General features: G+C 37.8%; 17 protein-coding genes and 1 pseudogene. 4 read left to right on the top strand and 14 right to left on the bottom strand.

Translation table 11 applies throughout. The features are described 5' to 3' along the window. Nucleotides 1–306 precede the first annotated feature (306 nt). The 4 genes from GEZ84_RS04580 (at nucleotide 307) to GEZ84_RS04595 (ending at nucleotide 2,631) form a co-directional block, all read left to right on the top strand. Complete coding sequence (locus tag GEZ84_RS04580) at nucleotides 307–537, top strand: hypothetical protein (protein WP_194252028.1); 231 nt, start codon at nucleotides 307–309, stop codon at nucleotides 535–537. A gap of 244 nt (nucleotides 538–781) precedes the next feature. Further along, on the top strand, nucleotides 782–913 hold the full coding sequence (locus GEZ84_RS11020; RefSeq protein ID WP_000268685.1) for an SPJ_0845 family protein: 132 nt from the start codon (nucleotides 782–784) through the stop codon (nucleotides 911–913). Continuing rightward, entirely contained in the window at nucleotides 914–1,819 is a 906-nt protein-coding gene (locus GEZ84_RS04590; RefSeq protein WP_153223655.1) for a permease, read from the top strand. It abuts the gene before it with no gap. Further along, nucleotides 1,816–2,631: a TIGR03943 family putative permease subunit gene (locus tag GEZ84_RS04595; RefSeq protein ID WP_049524576.1), complete on the top strand. Its 816-nt coding sequence runs from the start codon at nucleotides 1,816–1,818 to the stop codon at nucleotides 2,629–2,631. The genes GEZ84_RS04590 and GEZ84_RS04595 overlap by 4 nt, the downstream gene beginning before the upstream one ends. A gap of 119 nt (nucleotides 2,632–2,750) precedes the next feature. On the opposite strand, the gene GEZ84_RS04600 is transcribed toward GEZ84_RS04595, so the two are convergent. From GEZ84_RS04600 to GEZ84_RS04665, 14 genes and pseudogenes are all read right to left on the bottom strand, one after another. After that, nucleotides 2,751–3,470: an alpha/beta fold hydrolase gene (locus GEZ84_RS04600; protein ID WP_153223656.1), complete on the bottom strand. Its 720-nt coding sequence runs from the start codon at nucleotides 3,468–3,470 to the stop codon at nucleotides 2,751–2,753. A 3-nt stretch (nucleotides 3,471–3,473) separates the two neighbouring features. Beyond that, on the bottom strand, nucleotides 3,474–3,785 hold the full coding sequence (locus GEZ84_RS04605) for a hypothetical protein (protein WP_000420556.1): 312 nt from the start codon (nucleotides 3,783–3,785) through the stop codon (nucleotides 3,474–3,476). A gap of 119 nt (nucleotides 3,786–3,904) precedes the next feature. Further along, nucleotides 3,905–5,647: a glycoside hydrolase family 13 protein gene (locus GEZ84_RS04610; RefSeq protein ID WP_319946420.1), complete on the bottom strand. Its 1,743-nt coding sequence runs from the start codon at nucleotides 5,645–5,647 to the stop codon at nucleotides 3,905–3,907. 176 nt (nucleotides 5,648–5,823) lie between these two features. Then, nucleotides 5,824–6,315: a phosphoribosylanthranilate isomerase gene (locus GEZ84_RS04615; protein WP_153223657.1), complete on the bottom strand. Its 492-nt coding sequence runs from the start codon at nucleotides 6,313–6,315 to the stop codon at nucleotides 5,824–5,826. 63 nt (nucleotides 6,316–6,378) lie between these two features. Then, nucleotides 6,379–7,260 carry a diacylglycerol/lipid kinase family protein gene (locus GEZ84_RS04620; RefSeq protein ID WP_153223658.1) on the bottom strand — a complete coding sequence of 294 codons (882 nt, stop codon included), beginning with the start codon at nucleotides 7,258–7,260 and terminating at the stop codon, nucleotides 6,379–6,381. Nucleotides 7,261–7,371: 111 nt separating this feature from the next. Next, nucleotides 7,372–7,488 (bottom strand): annotated as a pseudogene (locus GEZ84_RS04625) (hydrolase); the annotation flags it as partial. A 17-nt stretch (nucleotides 7,489–7,505) separates the two neighbouring features. Further along, nucleotides 7,506–8,123: an SAP domain-containing protein gene (locus GEZ84_RS04630; RefSeq protein WP_153223659.1), complete on the bottom strand. Its 618-nt coding sequence runs from the start codon at nucleotides 8,121–8,123 to the stop codon at nucleotides 7,506–7,508. Nucleotides 8,124–8,345: 222 nt separating this feature from the next. After that, complete coding sequence (locus tag GEZ84_RS04635) at nucleotides 8,346–9,095, bottom strand: CPBP family intramembrane glutamic endopeptidase (protein WP_153223660.1); 750 nt, start codon at nucleotides 9,093–9,095, stop codon at nucleotides 8,346–8,348. A 111-nt stretch (nucleotides 9,096–9,206) separates the two neighbouring features. Continuing rightward, complete coding sequence (gene rlmD / locus GEZ84_RS04640) at nucleotides 9,207–10,565, bottom strand: 23S rRNA (uracil(1939)-C(5))-methyltransferase RlmD (RefSeq protein ID WP_153223661.1); 1,359 nt, start codon at nucleotides 10,563–10,565, stop codon at nucleotides 9,207–9,209. A gap of 73 nt (nucleotides 10,566–10,638) precedes the next feature. Continuing rightward, nucleotides 10,639–11,613, bottom strand: a complete 975-nt coding sequence (locus tag GEZ84_RS04645) for a DUF1002 domain-containing protein (protein ID WP_153223662.1) — start codon at nucleotides 11,611–11,613, stop codon at nucleotides 10,639–10,641. Nucleotides 11,614–11,686: 73 nt separating this feature from the next. Continuing rightward, nucleotides 11,687–12,301 (bottom strand): cell wall hydrolase Pmp23, encoded by a 615-nt coding sequence (gene pmp23, locus GEZ84_RS04650; RefSeq protein WP_153223663.1) that lies wholly within the window; start codon nucleotides 12,299–12,301, stop codon nucleotides 11,687–11,689. Beyond that, on the bottom strand, nucleotides 12,301–13,275 hold the full coding sequence (locus GEZ84_RS04655) for a nucleoid-associated protein (RefSeq protein ID WP_049495770.1): 975 nt from the start codon (nucleotides 13,273–13,275) through the stop codon (nucleotides 12,301–12,303). The genes pmp23 and GEZ84_RS04655 overlap by 1 nt, the downstream gene beginning before the upstream one ends. A gap of 7 nt (nucleotides 13,276–13,282) precedes the next feature. After that, nucleotides 13,283–14,539 (bottom strand): serine hydroxymethyltransferase, encoded by a 1,257-nt coding sequence (gene glyA / locus GEZ84_RS04660; RefSeq protein WP_153223664.1) that lies wholly within the window; start codon nucleotides 14,537–14,539, stop codon nucleotides 13,283–13,285. Between the two features lie 59 nt (nucleotides 14,540–14,598). Beyond that, nucleotides 14,599–15,030 carry a GNAT family N-acetyltransferase gene (locus GEZ84_RS04665; protein ID WP_153223665.1) on the bottom strand — a complete coding sequence of 144 codons (432 nt, stop codon included), beginning with the start codon at nucleotides 15,028–15,030 and terminating at the stop codon, nucleotides 14,599–14,601. Between the last annotated feature and the right edge of the window lies 1 nt (nucleotide 15,031).

Genomic DNA, 15,031 nt, shown 5'->3' on the forward strand with positions numbered 1-15,031 from the left:
AGGTGTCATTTTGTGCCAGAAGCTGTTCCAGTTCTTGTTTCATATAAAGTTTACCTTTCAGTTATAATTTAGCGAAGGACTGATAGGATTCCTTTATTATGAATATAATAAAGGAAGGGTACCCTTCGGGTTTTTCAAATTTTTCTGACTCTATTATAGCATATTTTGAGTCGGTTCTCACAATCTTCTTGTTACTTACCGACTCCCAATTTCTTAAAAAAACTAGAGATAGAAGCAAGCTATATTCTTTTAATAATTTTAAGTTAGATTGGAAGCAAGTTGATGAGAAAAACTTTGAGATGTTTCATGATTCGAGTAACGATAAAATTCCTAAGATGCACTTGTCTGCTTGAATATTCAGATGAAGTAAAATCTTTGAAAGTAGCAATCAACCCACAAAACCTTTGGGTATTGATACCAGAATGGGGCTGCACCGAAGTTGTGGGATACCTACCAGCAATCAACTTACCAGTGTTTATTAACAATCTAACCGTTAAAAACGGCGTTATTGATTTTGCGGTAATAAATTTTGAGTAGTTCATCAAATACACTGAACTTTATGAAATTAACACCACAGTAGAAATCAATCATCAAATGGGTATATTGCTGTATAAAAAGTTTGGCTAACTGCTCAAAAAAAGTATCAGAGGTATGGATATTATACCATAAGGAACAAATCTTGTTTTGCCTTACCTATTTTTGCATCTGTGATTATCAAAATAATCCAATTTCCTCAAAATAATAGTATAATAGAGGTAGAATTTAGAATCGAGGTACACCTATGGCTGTAAAATTTACAAAACGAGACGACTTGGACAAGATGTTTGAAGAGTTTGCGAAACTCCCTGATTTGAAACAAGTCACTTTCCCTGATGACAAAGAGAAAAAAGCCAAAGCAGAAAAGAAAAACTAGATGACTGCTTTCCAACAACTCCCATCTAGTGTGCTTCAGACTGGAGCCATTTTTCTCTCCATTATCATTGAAGCTCTCCCCTTCGTTCTGATTGGAAGTATTGTTTCGGGGCTGATTGAGGTTTATATCACACCTGACAAGGTTTATCATTTTCTCCCTCGAAATCGTTGGGGGAGAATCTTTTTTGGAACCTTTGTCGGGATACTTTTCCCCTCTTGTGAATGTGGAATCGTCCCTATTATCAATCGTTTTCTGGAAAAAAAGGTTCCCAGTTACACAGCCGTTCCCTTTCTTGTGACAGCACCTGTTATCAATCCCATTGTTCTCTTTGCGACTTATTCTGCCTTTGGCAACTCCTTCCATATCGCCCTATTGCGAGCTCTGGGTTCCATTCTTGTAGCTGTGATACTTGGGATTTTTCTAGGATTCTTCTGGCAAGAACCGATTCAAAAAGAAAATCGTTTGGTCTGTCATGAGCACGATTTTTCCCATTTGAGTCCTGCAAAAAAAGTTTTTCAGGTCTTTGTGCAAGCTATAGATGAATTTTTTGATACAGGGCGTTATTTAGTATTTGGCTGTCTCTTTGCTTCTGTGATACAGGTCTACGTTCCAACTCGGATTCTGACCTCTATCAGTGCAACCCCTATTTTTGCCATTCTGCTTTTGATGCTTTTAGCCTTTCTTCTCTCTCTCTGCAGTGAGGCGGATGCCTTTATCGGAGCTTCTCTTCTCTCGAGTTTTGGTTTGGCACCAGTTCTGGCCTTTCTCGTCATTGGCCCAATGCTGGATATTAAAAATATTCTCATGATGAAAAATTACTTGAAAGCACGATTTATCAGTCACTTCATTACGATTGTGACTCTCGTCGTCTTAGTGTATTCTCTCTTGATTGGAGTCATCCTATGATTCGATTTTTAGTTTTAGCTGGCTATTTTGAACTGACCATTTATCTCCATCTGTCAGGCAAATTAAACCAGTACATCAACATGCACTATTCCTATCTGGCCTATATCTCCATGGTACTTTCTTTTATCTTGGCAATTGTTCAATTGTATATTTGGATGAAGCAAGTCAAAACCCACAGTCATCTGAACAGCCGATTAGCGAAGGTAACGAGTATTGCTCTTCTGGCCATTCCGATTATCGTTGGTTTAACTTTTCCAACTGTTAGCTTGGATTCTCAGACTGTTTCTGCCAAAGGCTATCATTTCCCCTTATCAGAAGGCACGGATCAAGCCATTCAGACGATTGAAGGGACGACAAGCCAATATTTGAAACCTGATACCAGTTCTTATTTCTCAAAAACAGCCTATGAAAAGGAAATGCGAACGGCGGCGGATAAATACTTGTCCCAAGATAGCATTCAGATCACTAATGAAAACTATATGGAGGTCATGGAAGCCATCTACGACTATCCAGATGAGTTTGAGGGTAAGACAGTCCAGTTCACAGGCTTTGTCTATAACGACCCCAGTCATGCTAATAGTCAATTTTTATTCCGCTTTGGCATTATTCACTGTATCGCAGACTCTGGTGTGTATGGCTTGTTGACAAAAGGAAATACCCGTCAGTATGAAAATAACACCTGGATTACAGCCAAAGGAAAACTGGTCAATCACTACCATAAAGAACTCAAACAAAACCTCCCAACCTTGGAAATCGACAGCTTTACCAAAGTCGATAAACCAGAAAATCCCTATGTTTATCGCGTGTTTTAAAAGATAAAAAGACAAAACGAACAAGCTCTCTTCTGAATGACAGAAAAAGAGCCTGTTCGTTTTTGTTGAGTCTAGGTAGACTTTGATTCTATATTAATTATCACTATTCAATCACTACCTCATAAAGAAGAATAAGAGAACCACTCATTAATCATACTAGCGATTTCTTTGGGTGCTTCAGTATAAAGCTCATGGCTAACGTTTTCTAGAATAATAGTATCAAAATAATCTGGCAATTCTTTTAAGGCTTCCTCTCTCCATGTAGCTTCATTAGGATAGCGAGGACTGATAAACAAAGTATCTCCCACCTCTCTCTTAAAAGCTTGGATTTTTCTTCGTAGGCTGAGTATCGCTTCTATATTTTCATAATTTATAGCTAACTCATATCTATTATACTCCGCATTCCAGTGATAAGACTGTCTTACAGCTTCCTCCATATTTTCTGACCAATACTTTGCTTCAGATTTCTCTTTAGAAATAAGAAGAGCTAAGTCTGAAACGACTTGAGATTCGATATAGTTTTTAGTTTCCTCTAATTCCGCATCTAAAGTTAAAATCTTATCTAAATCTAGATAGCCACCATCCAAAAGAATCAGTTTCTTCACTTCTTGAAATTCCGATGCGAGATAACGAGATAAATCTCCTCCAAGAGAATGCCCTATCAGACAGATAGATTCCTCCTCTACAATCTCATTTTTAAACCATGATTTCAATTCTGTTTTATCTCGAAGATGCTTTTTATATGGATTTAGAAAGTAAACCTGCGAATCTAGTTCTTGAAGAAAATCCTTGCTATGATAGACATTGCTTCCCAAACCGCCAATAAAATATTTTTTCATTCTCTACTTAATACTATGCTTATTCATCTTTTGTTCAAAGATAGTTGTGATAATCTGACGCAATTCTTCGCGTTCTTTTTCTGGAATTTCACCACTTGTTTGAGCTGCAGCGTAGAGTTCAGGGTGTTCAATTGAAATGCGTTTAATCGTACGTGTCGTAGCATGTTTTCTGACAAAAAACGGAATTCGCTTAATCAAGTCTTGTGGTACTAGCGCAAGAATCTTCTCAGCAGTTTCCTTGTCACTAATCTTAGACGTCGTAAGTCCCTTCTTAATCATTTCCTGTTCTTTTTCTGTAAAATCTTTTAATTCCATTCGATAAATCCTCCTATTTTCTTTACCTTAAATTATATACCAATTGTAGAAAGACGACAAATAGTCTGTTTGTAAAATCTTCTCTATACTACAACTTTCCTGTCGCTCATAATTGCTCTTTAATGAAAAATCACAAATCCTTTTGGAGAAATCACAAGCTGATTCTCCGATTCTTGGCAATTGCTTCCTAGTGCTACGGTTTCTTTCTCTACAATATAATCTTCTTTTGATTGGTTAAAGACGGCTTTAAGAACATGGTCTTCGTATTTCCATTCCAAGGCAACTACATTTTGTTTGATTTCTTTTAGACTATACTTACCATTCTGAATAGTTGATAATACGTGTTTGCGAATTTTGATTAGATTCTTCATGAAATTCAGCATATCATTGTCACTTGAGGCACGCTCCCAAGGCATACAACGACGACAATCTGGGTCTGGACCGCCAGTCAAGGCTAGCTCGGTTCCATAATAGATGCAGGGTGTTCCTTTTTGTAAAAAGAGAAAGGCTAGAGCTGATTTAACCAGTTGAACATCCTCATTGGCCGTCCACAAGATTCGTTCTGTATCATGAGAATCCAAGAGATTAAACATAACCTCTGAAATCTGCTGTTTGTAATACATAGATTGGCCATTGATTTCATTGATGAACTGGTCTGTCTTCTTAACACCTCGTAAGAAATAGTGCTTGATGCTATCAGATAAAGGATAATTCATGACCGCATGGAACTCATCTCCATTTAGCCAAGGCTGAGCCGTATGCCAGACTTCTCCTAAAATATAAAGATCAGGCTTTTTAGCTAAAACTTCCTTTCGAAAATCCTTCCAGAACTGATGGTCAATCTCATTAGCTACATCCAAACGCCAAGCATCAATATCAAACTCTTCAATCCAATAAGTCGCAACCATTAAAAGATAGTCCTTGACCTCTGGATTGGCAGTATTTAGCTTAGGCATATAGTTCTCGAAACCAAAAGCATGATAGGGTAAATCTCTCTTATTGGCTAGCTTTTCAGTTGTCACTGGGAATTGTTGAATATGGAACCAATCCCTATAAGCAGACTGTTTACCATTTTTGGCAATATCTTGCCATTGAGGAGATTGCGAACCAATATGATTAAATACCGCATCCAGCATGATTTTCATACCTCGCTGATGCGCTTGCTCGACCAGCTCCCGAAATGTCTCCTTATCTCCAAAATGACGGTCAATTTCAAAGTAATCTGTCGTATTGTACTTATGATTGCTAGTAGATTCAAAAATCGGACAAAGATAAAGTCCAGTAATGCCCAAGTCTTGCAAATAATCCAGATGGTCTATAATCCCCTGTAAATCACCACCAAAGAAATCATCACTCTTTGGTGTGACAGATGAATCCCAGTCTAAAGTCCCTTCTGGGTTTAATAGAGCATTTCCATTGGCAAACCGCTCAGGAAATATCTGATACCATACCGTATCTGAAACCCAGGCAGGAACTAGGCATGCATCAATCTCATGTATATAAGGCAACTTAAATCCATTTCCAATAGCATGAAGATTTTCTAGAGAATTTTCCACACACCCTTTATCGCCATGCAAAATACTTTGACCTTCTGTATCCGTGAGTTCAAAGAGATACTGGATACGTGCAAAGTCAACTGACACTTCAACCTGCCAATAGTCAAATAAGGCGTCAGAAGTTATCTTGGACATTTCCTTTGTATCCTGATAAAATTCCTCCATAAAGATAAAAGGGTCACCATAATACAAGTTGATGCTTTCGATGTCCCCTTTCTTAGTTCGAATCCGAATATGAAGTTTCTTATCCTTATAAAGATAGGCATACTCCGACTCTGGTCTGTGGTAAATGGCTGTTAATTCCACTGTATTTGTCTCCTAGTTTACTTTCATCCGTATACAACGCAAACGTTTTCACAATTGTTAATCTAGTATACTACTTTCGTATTTTATTTGCAAGGTTTGTCCATAGTTTCGAGTGGTTTAGTTCTATAAATAAAAAAGCAGCCAATCTTACAACTTGCTACTTTTCAAATGATGATTTACAAATGTCTTTCCAGCCACTCAATTTTTTTAAAATCCTTATTGTTATTGTGCTCATTTCGATAAGAATCTTGGGAAGAAGCCTTGTAAATACTTAAAAACTGTTCTAGATTTGGAATGCGAAAAGTGATGTTTTCGAGATGAATCAACTCTATATCCGATTCCGAAACTCCTGCAAAATCAGGTAAAGAATCGATACTTCCGAATTCAACACTCAGACCATCTTTTTTGAATTCATGCTCATGAATATCTATTAAGGCATAGTCTAAGTGTTTCATCACTTTCATTATCTTGTCCCACTCATAAATTCTGAGATGATCAGGTGCTTCCCAACCTCTAGGGTCACCAGGCACATGAATGTCAATGTCAGACGGCTCCCATTCTTCATTTGATCGGTATTCAAACCCCAAAGACCCCATGAGCGTCGGAGTGATTCCGACTTGGTTTAAATGAGAACAAATTGTTCGAAATTCATCAAATAGAGAATTCATTCCTCCTCCAATCGTTGATATAGAACTTAATTTCGTTGTGAATAATAAACTAATTTTTACCTTCTACTCTTTCGGTTTTGAAAATACTTCTACTCGCTGAGCTAGGACTTTGATTTCTACAGGTAGGTTATCCGATTTATCGCCGTCAACATCTGACTCCAATTCACTATCTGAAGATATCTTAATATTACGCGCTTTGATATACTCGATATTATCATTTGCGACAACATCGCCTTTCAATAAATCAGGAATGACTGATAATTTGGAAAATATTGAAGCATCTTTCAGAATCAAAATATTAGCATAGCCGTCTTTGTTTTCTTCAAAGATTTTCTTATCAGCGAAGTAATTTGTCAAGAGAACCAAAACATGGCTCGCTTCACCAACATAATTTCCATTTTCTGTCTCCACCTTAATGTTAAAGACCTGATCTGTCATGACAGACTTCATGGTATTAACAGCATAGGCTAAAATACCAAATTTTGTCTTGTCCTCAATCTCCACATTGTGAATCGCCTCAGGCAAAGAACCGATACTAAAGATATAACCAAAATAATTGTCATTTGCTTTACCGATATCAATCTTGTTGGTTAAGTTGAAATCCAGTTCATCAATTGCGCCATCGATGTCTTGATTGATTTCCAACAGTTTTGTAATGAGGTTACCCGTACCGCCTGGGATAATCCCTAACTTAGGAATGTAGTCTCTCTCAGCAATACCCGAAATGACTTCATTGACAGTCCCATCTCCACCGAACACAACCACTGCATCGTACTGCTCACGTGAAGCCTCTTCAGCAAAATGTGTTGCATCCAGTGCTTTTTCAGTAATTTTGGTTTCCACGTGCTCAAAGTATTCTTTTGCTTTATTTTCCAGCTTATCTTTGTAATCCAAAGCCTTCTCGCCACCAGAAGTAGGGTTGATAATTACCATTGCTTTTTTCATTGATTTTCTCCTTAATCTTCGTTAGAAATCTTTATATTTCATTATATGAAACTAAATGTACCCCTATTATACAATGAAAATATAGAAAAGAGAAATCTGACGTACTGGAGATTAATACGCTTTTATTCTATTTTCCCATCGTATAACTACATCCTTTAAGTGTTCATCCAAGTAAGAATAGGCCTTTTCCTTTATCCAATAAGGAATACCATAAGCTGCCTCTGCCACCAAGTGAGAAGGCGTTTCTACTTACCATACTCTTTTATTTTATCAGTATATTCAGTCAAAAGATTTTTTGAATAAATTTTTTCATTACTTGAATTTCTAACTTCTTCCCAAAGAATAGATGCAACTTTTAACTTGTTTGAGTAGTTACGACTATTTTCGTCTGCACAGAAATCCTTTAAAAATTGATTCCATTGACAAACTGAATGATCATACTTGGCATAATCTGAATTTCCATAATAAACTTTTAGCATATCTTGGATTGTAAAATTCAAATCGTGTTCCTTTTTTACTTTTCTCCAAGCAGTCGCCATATCAGCAGTAAATTTAAACGGTGAAACCTCTGTTAAAGTTGCGAAATATTCTCTAAAGTGTGAGTTAAAGGAGAATCCACATTCAAGTAAGGGCGTATTTAAGGTGACGACTTCTACTTGTTTCTTTTTCCTTTTTATTGATGATTTTTTAATCAAATTCCCCTTAAAGTACTGCTCAATAATATGATTGAGTTCTTGTTTAGTACCTCTATATTCAAGTCCTAATGACTTGCATATGTCTGAAAGTTCATCCCGATACCAATAGTATTTATTGAACTCATAAAAGGATGTAATTTTATTAAAATCAGGTCCGTTTTCTATCAATATTTTACCTCCTTAAAACCAATTTAGGTTGTCATCTCAAAATAATGGGGTTTTAGTTTCATTGTTTTGAGGATTAGCTACGTTTCTCTAACAAACTTACACATTCGGCATGTGATGATATTTTACTTTTATACTAGTAAACAAAAGGCAATGAAAATTATTTTTAAATGATATTGTGGAACGGAAAGATTATTACCACTTCCAAAAGAAACGACATCCATTCTATAATTTAAAATCTTTTTCCTTACTAATTCTATTACTAGCCAATATAGTATAAATTAAATAACCAACAAAAATAATAATAAAAATAACATTAATTTTTAATACAAAATAGAGATTTAACAAATTTGCGAACGCATGAAAGAGAATACAGTAGCCCACAGATTTCGTTTGACGGTAAAGAAGGCCTAAAACAAAACTTAAAAATAATGTATATATAAAAAATAAAATAAAAGAAAATCCTTGATGACTTTCTCCAACTATAAACCATAAAGGCAGATGCCAAATTCCCCAAATGGATCCTACAATCAAATTAGATTGCCAATAAGTATATTTTTTATCAAGTAACGGTTGTAATATTCCTCTCCATCCTAATTCTTCATGTCCACCACCAAAAAAAATTAGTTGTATAAAGAATAGTGGCATCAGATAAATTGACACTCCATTTAATTCTAAGGAAGATATAGAAAATAGTATCAAAATTGCTAACATATGAATAATGAAATAAATACTACTATTTTCTCTCTTATTAAATAAAAAATGTTTAAATTTTATATTTTTACTTTTCAAATAAGATCCACTTGCAATAGCTGGGCCAAGTGCACCAACTATATGTAATGTTCTCCCAATAAACGTCTCTAATCCCAAAATATTAAATTGTGTAAATATAGTAAGAAGCCCCCAAGCTATATAAGTAATTCCAAATGTAAAACAAAGATAATTTTTCAAATCCTTTTTTTCAATTTCTGTCATTTTATCTTCCTTATTGATTCATTCCAAGGTTTCTAAGCTTTAACGAGCAGAGCAACACACTCAACATAATGCGTCTGCGGGACTCAAAAGGTTTGGGGAACCTTTTGAGGATTAACTACGTTTCTCTAACAAACTTACACACTCGACATGATGCGTTTGCGGAAACAAGTCCACTGGCTGGACTTTCTTCAATTCATAGCCTAGCTCTTGGTAGAGTTTAATATCACGCGCCATGGTTGCAACATTACATGAGATATATGCGATGCGGTCTGCTCCTGTTTGACTACTTGCCTTGATAAAGCTTTCGGTTAAGCCCTTGCGTGGAGGATCAACCAAGATAACGGTTGGCTGAATCCCTTCTTTAAGCCAATTTTTCATAGCATTTTCAGCTGTGTCACAGACATAGTGGGCGTTTGAAATATTGTTCAGTTGGGCATTCTTCTTGCTATTCTCAACCGCTTCTGGAATCACTTCAACACCATAGACTTCTTTGACGTGTTTCGCAACAGAGAGACCAATCGTCCCGATACCAGAGTAGGCATCAATAACCACATCATCTGATTTTAATGCTGCAAACTCAATGGCTGTTTGATAGAGCTTCTCCGCCATTTCAGTATTGACTTGGTAAAAAGCTGGTCCAGCGATTTGGTAGTCATTTCCCAACATCTGGTCAGTGATAAAGTCCTGCCCATAAAGGGTGCGCCATTCCTTACCAAAAATTGCATTAGTATTTTGGTCGTTGATATTTTGCATAACAGACACAATCTCTGGGAACTGCTTGATTAGTTGTTCAATCAATTGCTCCACTCGGAAAATTTTAGGACGAGTTGTCACCAAAATAACCATGATTTGTCCTGAGTAGTGACCACGACGCACCACAAGATTCCGAATCAAGCCAGCTTGTTCCTTTTCATCATAAGGTTTCAAATCATAACGGCGGAGCAAGTCGCGTAGGGCTACTACTACCTCGTCAATTACAGGATCTTGTATAAAGAAATCTTCCAGTGGCATGAGGTCGTGGGAATTCTTACGGAAAAATCCAGTTTCCAAAATACCATTTACTCGACGAACAGGCACCTGCGCCTTGTTACGATACTTAACTGGATGTTCCATACCTAGCGTTTCAGTAACTTCTACATCTGCAATTCCAGCAATCTTGTAGAGACTGTCCTTGACTTGCTTGGTTTTAAATTTGAGCTGTTCTGGATAGGCAAGATGACCTAAATCAGCGATTCCTGAACGCAGGTAAGCCAAATCTAGATCTTGATTACGGTGTGGTGATTGGACAAGGTATTCTTCTACTTTTCCGAAACCAATCTTTTTATTAACCTTGAGAACTCGCATGAGGATTTTTTCACTCGGTAAAGCATTCTCAACAAAAAATACCAAACCATCCACCTTGGCAACTCCTGCACCTTCATGAGTCAAATCAATAATTTCAACTTCTACAATATCATTTTTCTTTAACATTCTCTTCTCTTTCTATTGGCCGACAAAAAAGACGGCAACGTTACTGTTACCATCTATTATACCATGAAATTTCTTAAGAACCAAAACTCTTGAAGAAGTTGACAATGGCTTGCCAGAGGGAGCTTAAAAAGTTCCCGCCGTCCTCTATCGCCTTATCCGCATCAAAGTTAAGGTTGATATTTTTAAAACTGTCGCCAGCTTGTGAAACAATACTTTGTTTAAGGTCATTCAAGGTTTTAGTGAAATCTGCATTGCTGAGGATATCACTTTTTGAGAGATTTAAAGCAAAATTGATGATGATATTGATCTGGTTTCCTGTTATAATCTGATCAAGTTTGTAATTTTTTAAGGTATCTTCAACGATTTTACGGACATCTTCCTCTGTCAGATTTCCCTTACTTTCTTTAGCTTTGGCGAGTCCTGACTTGATATCGGCTAGGGCAACGTTTAATTTATTAGCATCATAGCCAGTTTTGTCCTTGTTTTCAGCATTGATATCTGACAAAGCCTTTAGCTCTTCTTGAGCCAAATCTTTATTGGCTTGCGGCACCTTGGCTCCATTAGCTTCTAGCGAATAATAAATCCCGGCTAAGGCACTCTCACCTGTTACTGGAATGGGTGCTGCTACAGTGATTTTGGCGTGTTCCACACCCAAGGTTACTGCTGCATTTCGGTACATATCCTGCGTCACCTTAGTGATGTTTTCTGGTGTTTCAATCTTGACCTCAAGTGGTGATTTGTCACCTAACTTTTGAATCTTGGCTGATGAATACAATTGTAAGCTAGAGTCATTGGCCACATTCATAATCTTAGAATAGACATCAGGTGTCATGGTCTTGAGTTCTTTGGTGTCTGTTGAGGCATTGTAGCCTAGTTTTTTAAGGGTTTGATTTTTTTGATCTTCAGACAATGATGAACCTAGGACATATTCAGGTTGGACATAGGTTTCATCAATGACTTTTTGAACATCAGTTGCTGCATGGGCGCTATTCATAGCTGTTACTGCCCACAAGACCGCAGCACTGGTCAGAAAAAGTTTCTTTCTCATAGGGAATTTCCTCCTTTACCTTTCTAGAGTAATATATCTATCTTAAAGAAAACTTATAACAAAAACACCTGGGCTAGCCAGATGTTGAAAAGAGAGTAAAAGTTTTGATGATGTAAAGGTTGAGTTGCACCTGTCTAGAATAATAATAGTTTCCTCCATTTACATAGAGTTCAGCACCGTGAAAAATGGAAATGGGGTGAATATAACTATAAGTCTTTCCAGTGGTATTGCCAAGCAAGGGAGCAACCGTCTCACGAGAGTATTGTTTGGCCAGTGCTAGGGTGTTTTCCTTGCCATTTTGGGCGATAAAATCGATATAGGCAGGTCCAAAATTATAGGCTTGAACAGCCGTCCAGACATCCACCCCCTTCTTCTGGGCCAGATAGAGATTATCTGTCAGAGTTTGAACGCCTTGCCGAATGCTAGAGACATTATCATTGATGGTATTGGTGGAACCACTTGCAGACTCACTAGACTGCATAACATCACCTTCTTTTCCTTTTGTTTCGGTATAAATCATAGCGAGCACAAGCTCTTCGTTTGCTGGGGTGTCTTTTTCACTCAAAATTTCTCGCACCATGGGTTGATAGGTCATGACTTGCTTGACATCTTGGTGAACGCGGTAAGCTTTATAGCCAGCAAAAAGGAAGACTGCTAGTACAAGCACTCTTCGAATTCGTTTAAACATTATTTACTTTGGATATCCTCGATATTTTTGATTAAGATAGAGTAGGTTCCATTATCATTTTGGATAAACTCAACAGACTCGGCGTCTTGATAGACGTTATTGGGAACGATGAGCTCAATTCCATTTGACAAGGAGAGTTTTTGGTTTTCAAATTTCTTTAATTGGCGACTGGCATCAATTTCATCAAATTGAACAGGTTCTGGTACAGCTTCCTTGACTTGATCAATAAAGCTCAAACGAGCCGTCAGATTGTTATCAAAAAGGTCATTGGCCAATTTTTCTGGTGACAATTCATTGCTTTCTTCTAGGTTGTTGAAAATGGCTGATTTGACCTTAGATTGAAATTGAAAATCATCTGTGTTAAAAGTCTCAGCAATTCTCTGGGCCGTTTTTTCCAGCTCCTTGATAGATTTCTTAGGAGAAATCTTAGGAGCGACAGCAAGAAGATTATCTGAAAAATAGTTCAAAAAAGTCCCGTTGTACTTGATTCGTTTTTCAATCAGATGGTACTTGCGACTCTGAAGATTGACCACCAAGGCCTCATCAGCCCCTGTTCCAAATCCAGGCAAGTTATTTTGAGTTAGCTTGATTGGATTATCAACTTCTCCACCGAGGTGGGTCAAGGTCTCCCGCAGGGCAATTCGTAAGAAAGCGAAATGTTCTACACCTTCTTTAGAAAATTGCACAAAAATCAAGTCATTAGTCTTGAGATTTTCTGAAATACTGAACTCTTCTTTCCAGAGATTAGCCAGTGTTACCGAAGTCTCCAACAAATCGTCTGTGATGTGATTGAAGAAGGGATTTTCTTCTTCGAAAATCCCAGTCTTGGCTTCATCTGAATACACACGTTCAATTTTCTTGCGCAGGTATTCTTCGATTTTTGGAGTGATATTGAGAAACTTATCCGCTAGAAATAGCTCGGTATCATCCGGGCTAAACTGATGGATAATGGCTTTCTTAATATAAATGTCCATAAAAGTTTTAGTCCTCGTATAATGGGAAGGCATCTGTCAATTCTTTAACTGCACTTCTCACTTCTTCTAAGACAGCTTCATTTTCTGCATTTTTAAGGGTTTTAATGATTAGTTCAGCCACTTTGCGACTTTCTTCTTCACCAAATCCACGTGCAGTAATGGCCGCAGATCCAATACGAATCCCACTTGTCTTGAATGGCGACAAGGTTTCGTATGGGATTGAGTTTTTATTTAGGGTAATATTGACTTCATCCAGCAAGTTTTGAGCAACTTTTCCGTTTTCTACAACCTTAGTCACATCAACAAGGAAGAGATGGTTTTCAGTCCCTCCAGAAATGATACGAAAATCAGGGTCTTGCAAGAAGACATCTGCCATAGCCTTGCTGTTCTTGATGACATTGGCAGCATATTCCTTGAAGGCTGGATCCAAAACTTCTTTGAAGGAAACAGCTTTAGCCGCCACAACGTGCTCCAGAGGACCACCCTGAATACCAGGGAAAATAGCTGAATTGATTTTCTTAGCTAAGTCTTCATCATTGGTCAAAATCAAACCACCACGAGGTCCACGAAGGGTTTTGTGGGTCGTTGTTGTAGTGATATGAGCGTATGGCACTGGGCTTGGGTGAAGACCAGCTGCAACCAAACCAGCGATATGGGCCATATCCACCATAAGCTTCGCACCAACAGCATCAGCAATTTCACGGAATTTTGAAAAGTCGATAATTTGAGAATAGGCTGAAGCACCTGCTACAATCAGTTTTGGTTTTACTTCTTGGGCTTGTTTCAAAATAGCATCAAAGTCCAAGAGTTCGGTCTCAGGATCCACACTATAAGAAACAAAGTTGTAGGTTTGACCAGAGAAGCTGACAGGAGCTCCGTGAGTCAAGTGACCACCTGCTGCCAAATCCATCCCCATAACGGTATCACCAGGCTCAATCAAGGCCATGTAAGCTGCACAGTTAGCTTGACTTCCTGAGTGTGGTTGGACATTGGCAAATTTAGCACCGAAAATTTCTTTTGCGCGTTCAATGGCTAGAGTCTCTACCACGTCTACCACATCAGTTCCACCATAATAACGGCGTCCAGGGTAGCCTTCGGCGTATTTATTCGTCAAGATAGACCCTTGAGCTGCCATAACTGCCTTGGAAACCACGTTTTCCGAAGCAATCAACTCAATGTTGTTTTGTTGGCGTTCTTCTTCTTTGGAAATAGCATTCCAGAGATCAGCATCATATGCTTTAAAATCATCTTTGTCAAAAATCATAGGTCTTCTCCTTTATAGTGTGACTGGTCCTTTAGTTTGTTTTACAACAAGAAAATAAACTAAAAGATGCGAATAAACCGTTTCTGCACTTTATCACAAGTATAACCAACTTTTTCATAAAATGCATGAGCACCCAGACGATGATCGGCAGAGTTCAAGCGGATAAACCCATAACCGCGTCTTTTTGCTTCTTGTTCCAACCCTTGTAGTAAGCTTTTACCAATACCTTGACCTTGTACTTGAGGTGAAACTGCTAAGCCTAAGATGTTAAATCCTGCTTTAGAATAAAGGGATTCATAAACCTCAGCGTGGACATATCCAAGTAAGGCATGACTAGCTGCATCCTCATAGCCAAGTATAAAATGATGGGAATCCTGAGACAGTCTAGCAAGTTGACTAGCCGTTTCCCCTGGACTAAAAGAATAACCCAAAGCCTCTTGGTTAATCTCGCATATAGCATTTATATCTGTTTCTTGCAAATCTCTTAGCATC

Origin of the sequence: Streptococcus mitis, from assembly GCF_009496155.1 — a bacterium.
Taxonomy (GTDB): domain Bacteria; phylum Bacillota; class Bacilli; order Lactobacillales; family Streptococcaceae; genus Streptococcus; species Streptococcus mitis_BQ.

What these genes read in the sequence shown, in the direction of transcription:
- GEZ84_RS04605 (WP_000420556.1), bottom strand. Translation starts at nt 3,785, where the DNA reads ATGGAATTAAAAGATTTTACAGAAAAAGAACAGGAAATGATTAAGAAG.
- GEZ84_RS04655 (WP_049495770.1), bottom strand. Translation starts at nt 13,275, where the DNA reads ATGGACATTTATATTAAGAAAGCCATTATCCATCAGTTTAGCCCGGAT.
- GEZ84_RS04665 (WP_153223665.1), bottom strand. Translation starts at nt 15,030, where the DNA reads ATGCTAAGAGATTTGCAAGAAACAGATATAAATGCTATATGCGAGATT.
- rlmD (WP_153223661.1), bottom strand. Translation starts at nt 10,565, where the DNA reads ATGTTAAAGAAAAATGATATTGTAGAAGTTGAAATTATTGATTTGACT.
- GEZ84_RS04615 (WP_153223657.1), bottom strand. Translation starts at nt 6,315, where the DNA reads ATGAATTCTCTATTTGATGAATTTCGAACAATTTGTTCTCATTTAAAC.
- GEZ84_RS04600 (WP_153223656.1), bottom strand. Translation starts at nt 3,470, where the DNA reads ATGAAAAAATATTTTATTGGCGGTTTGGGAAGCAATGTCTATCATAGC.
- GEZ84_RS04580 (WP_194252028.1), top strand. Translation starts at nt 307, where the DNA reads ATGATTCGAGTAACGATAAAATTCCTAAGATGCACTTGTCTGCTTGAA.
- GEZ84_RS04645 (WP_153223662.1), bottom strand. Translation starts at nt 11,613, where the DNA reads ATGAGAAAGAAACTTTTTCTGACCAGTGCTGCGGTCTTGTGGGCAGTA.
- GEZ84_RS04595 (WP_049524576.1), top strand. Translation starts at nt 1,816, where the DNA reads ATGATTCGATTTTTAGTTTTAGCTGGCTATTTTGAACTGACCATTTAT.
- GEZ84_RS04635 (WP_153223660.1), bottom strand. Translation starts at nt 9,095, where the DNA reads ATGACAGAAATTGAAAAAAAGGATTTGAAAAATTATCTTTGTTTTACA.
- GEZ84_RS04590 (WP_153223655.1), top strand. Translation starts at nt 914, where the DNA reads ATGACTGCTTTCCAACAACTCCCATCTAGTGTGCTTCAGACTGGAGCC.
- GEZ84_RS04620 (WP_153223658.1), bottom strand. Translation starts at nt 7,260, where the DNA reads ATGAAAAAAGCAATGGTAATTATCAACCCTACTTCTGGTGGCGAGAAG.
- GEZ84_RS11020 (WP_000268685.1), top strand. Translation starts at nt 782, where the DNA reads ATGGCTGTAAAATTTACAAAACGAGACGACTTGGACAAGATGTTTGAA.
- glyA (WP_153223664.1), bottom strand. Translation starts at nt 14,539, where the DNA reads ATGATTTTTGACAAAGATGATTTTAAAGCATATGATGCTGATCTCTGG.
- pmp23 (WP_153223663.1), bottom strand. Translation starts at nt 12,301, where the DNA reads ATGTTTAAACGAATTCGAAGAGTGCTTGTACTAGCAGTCTTCCTTTTT.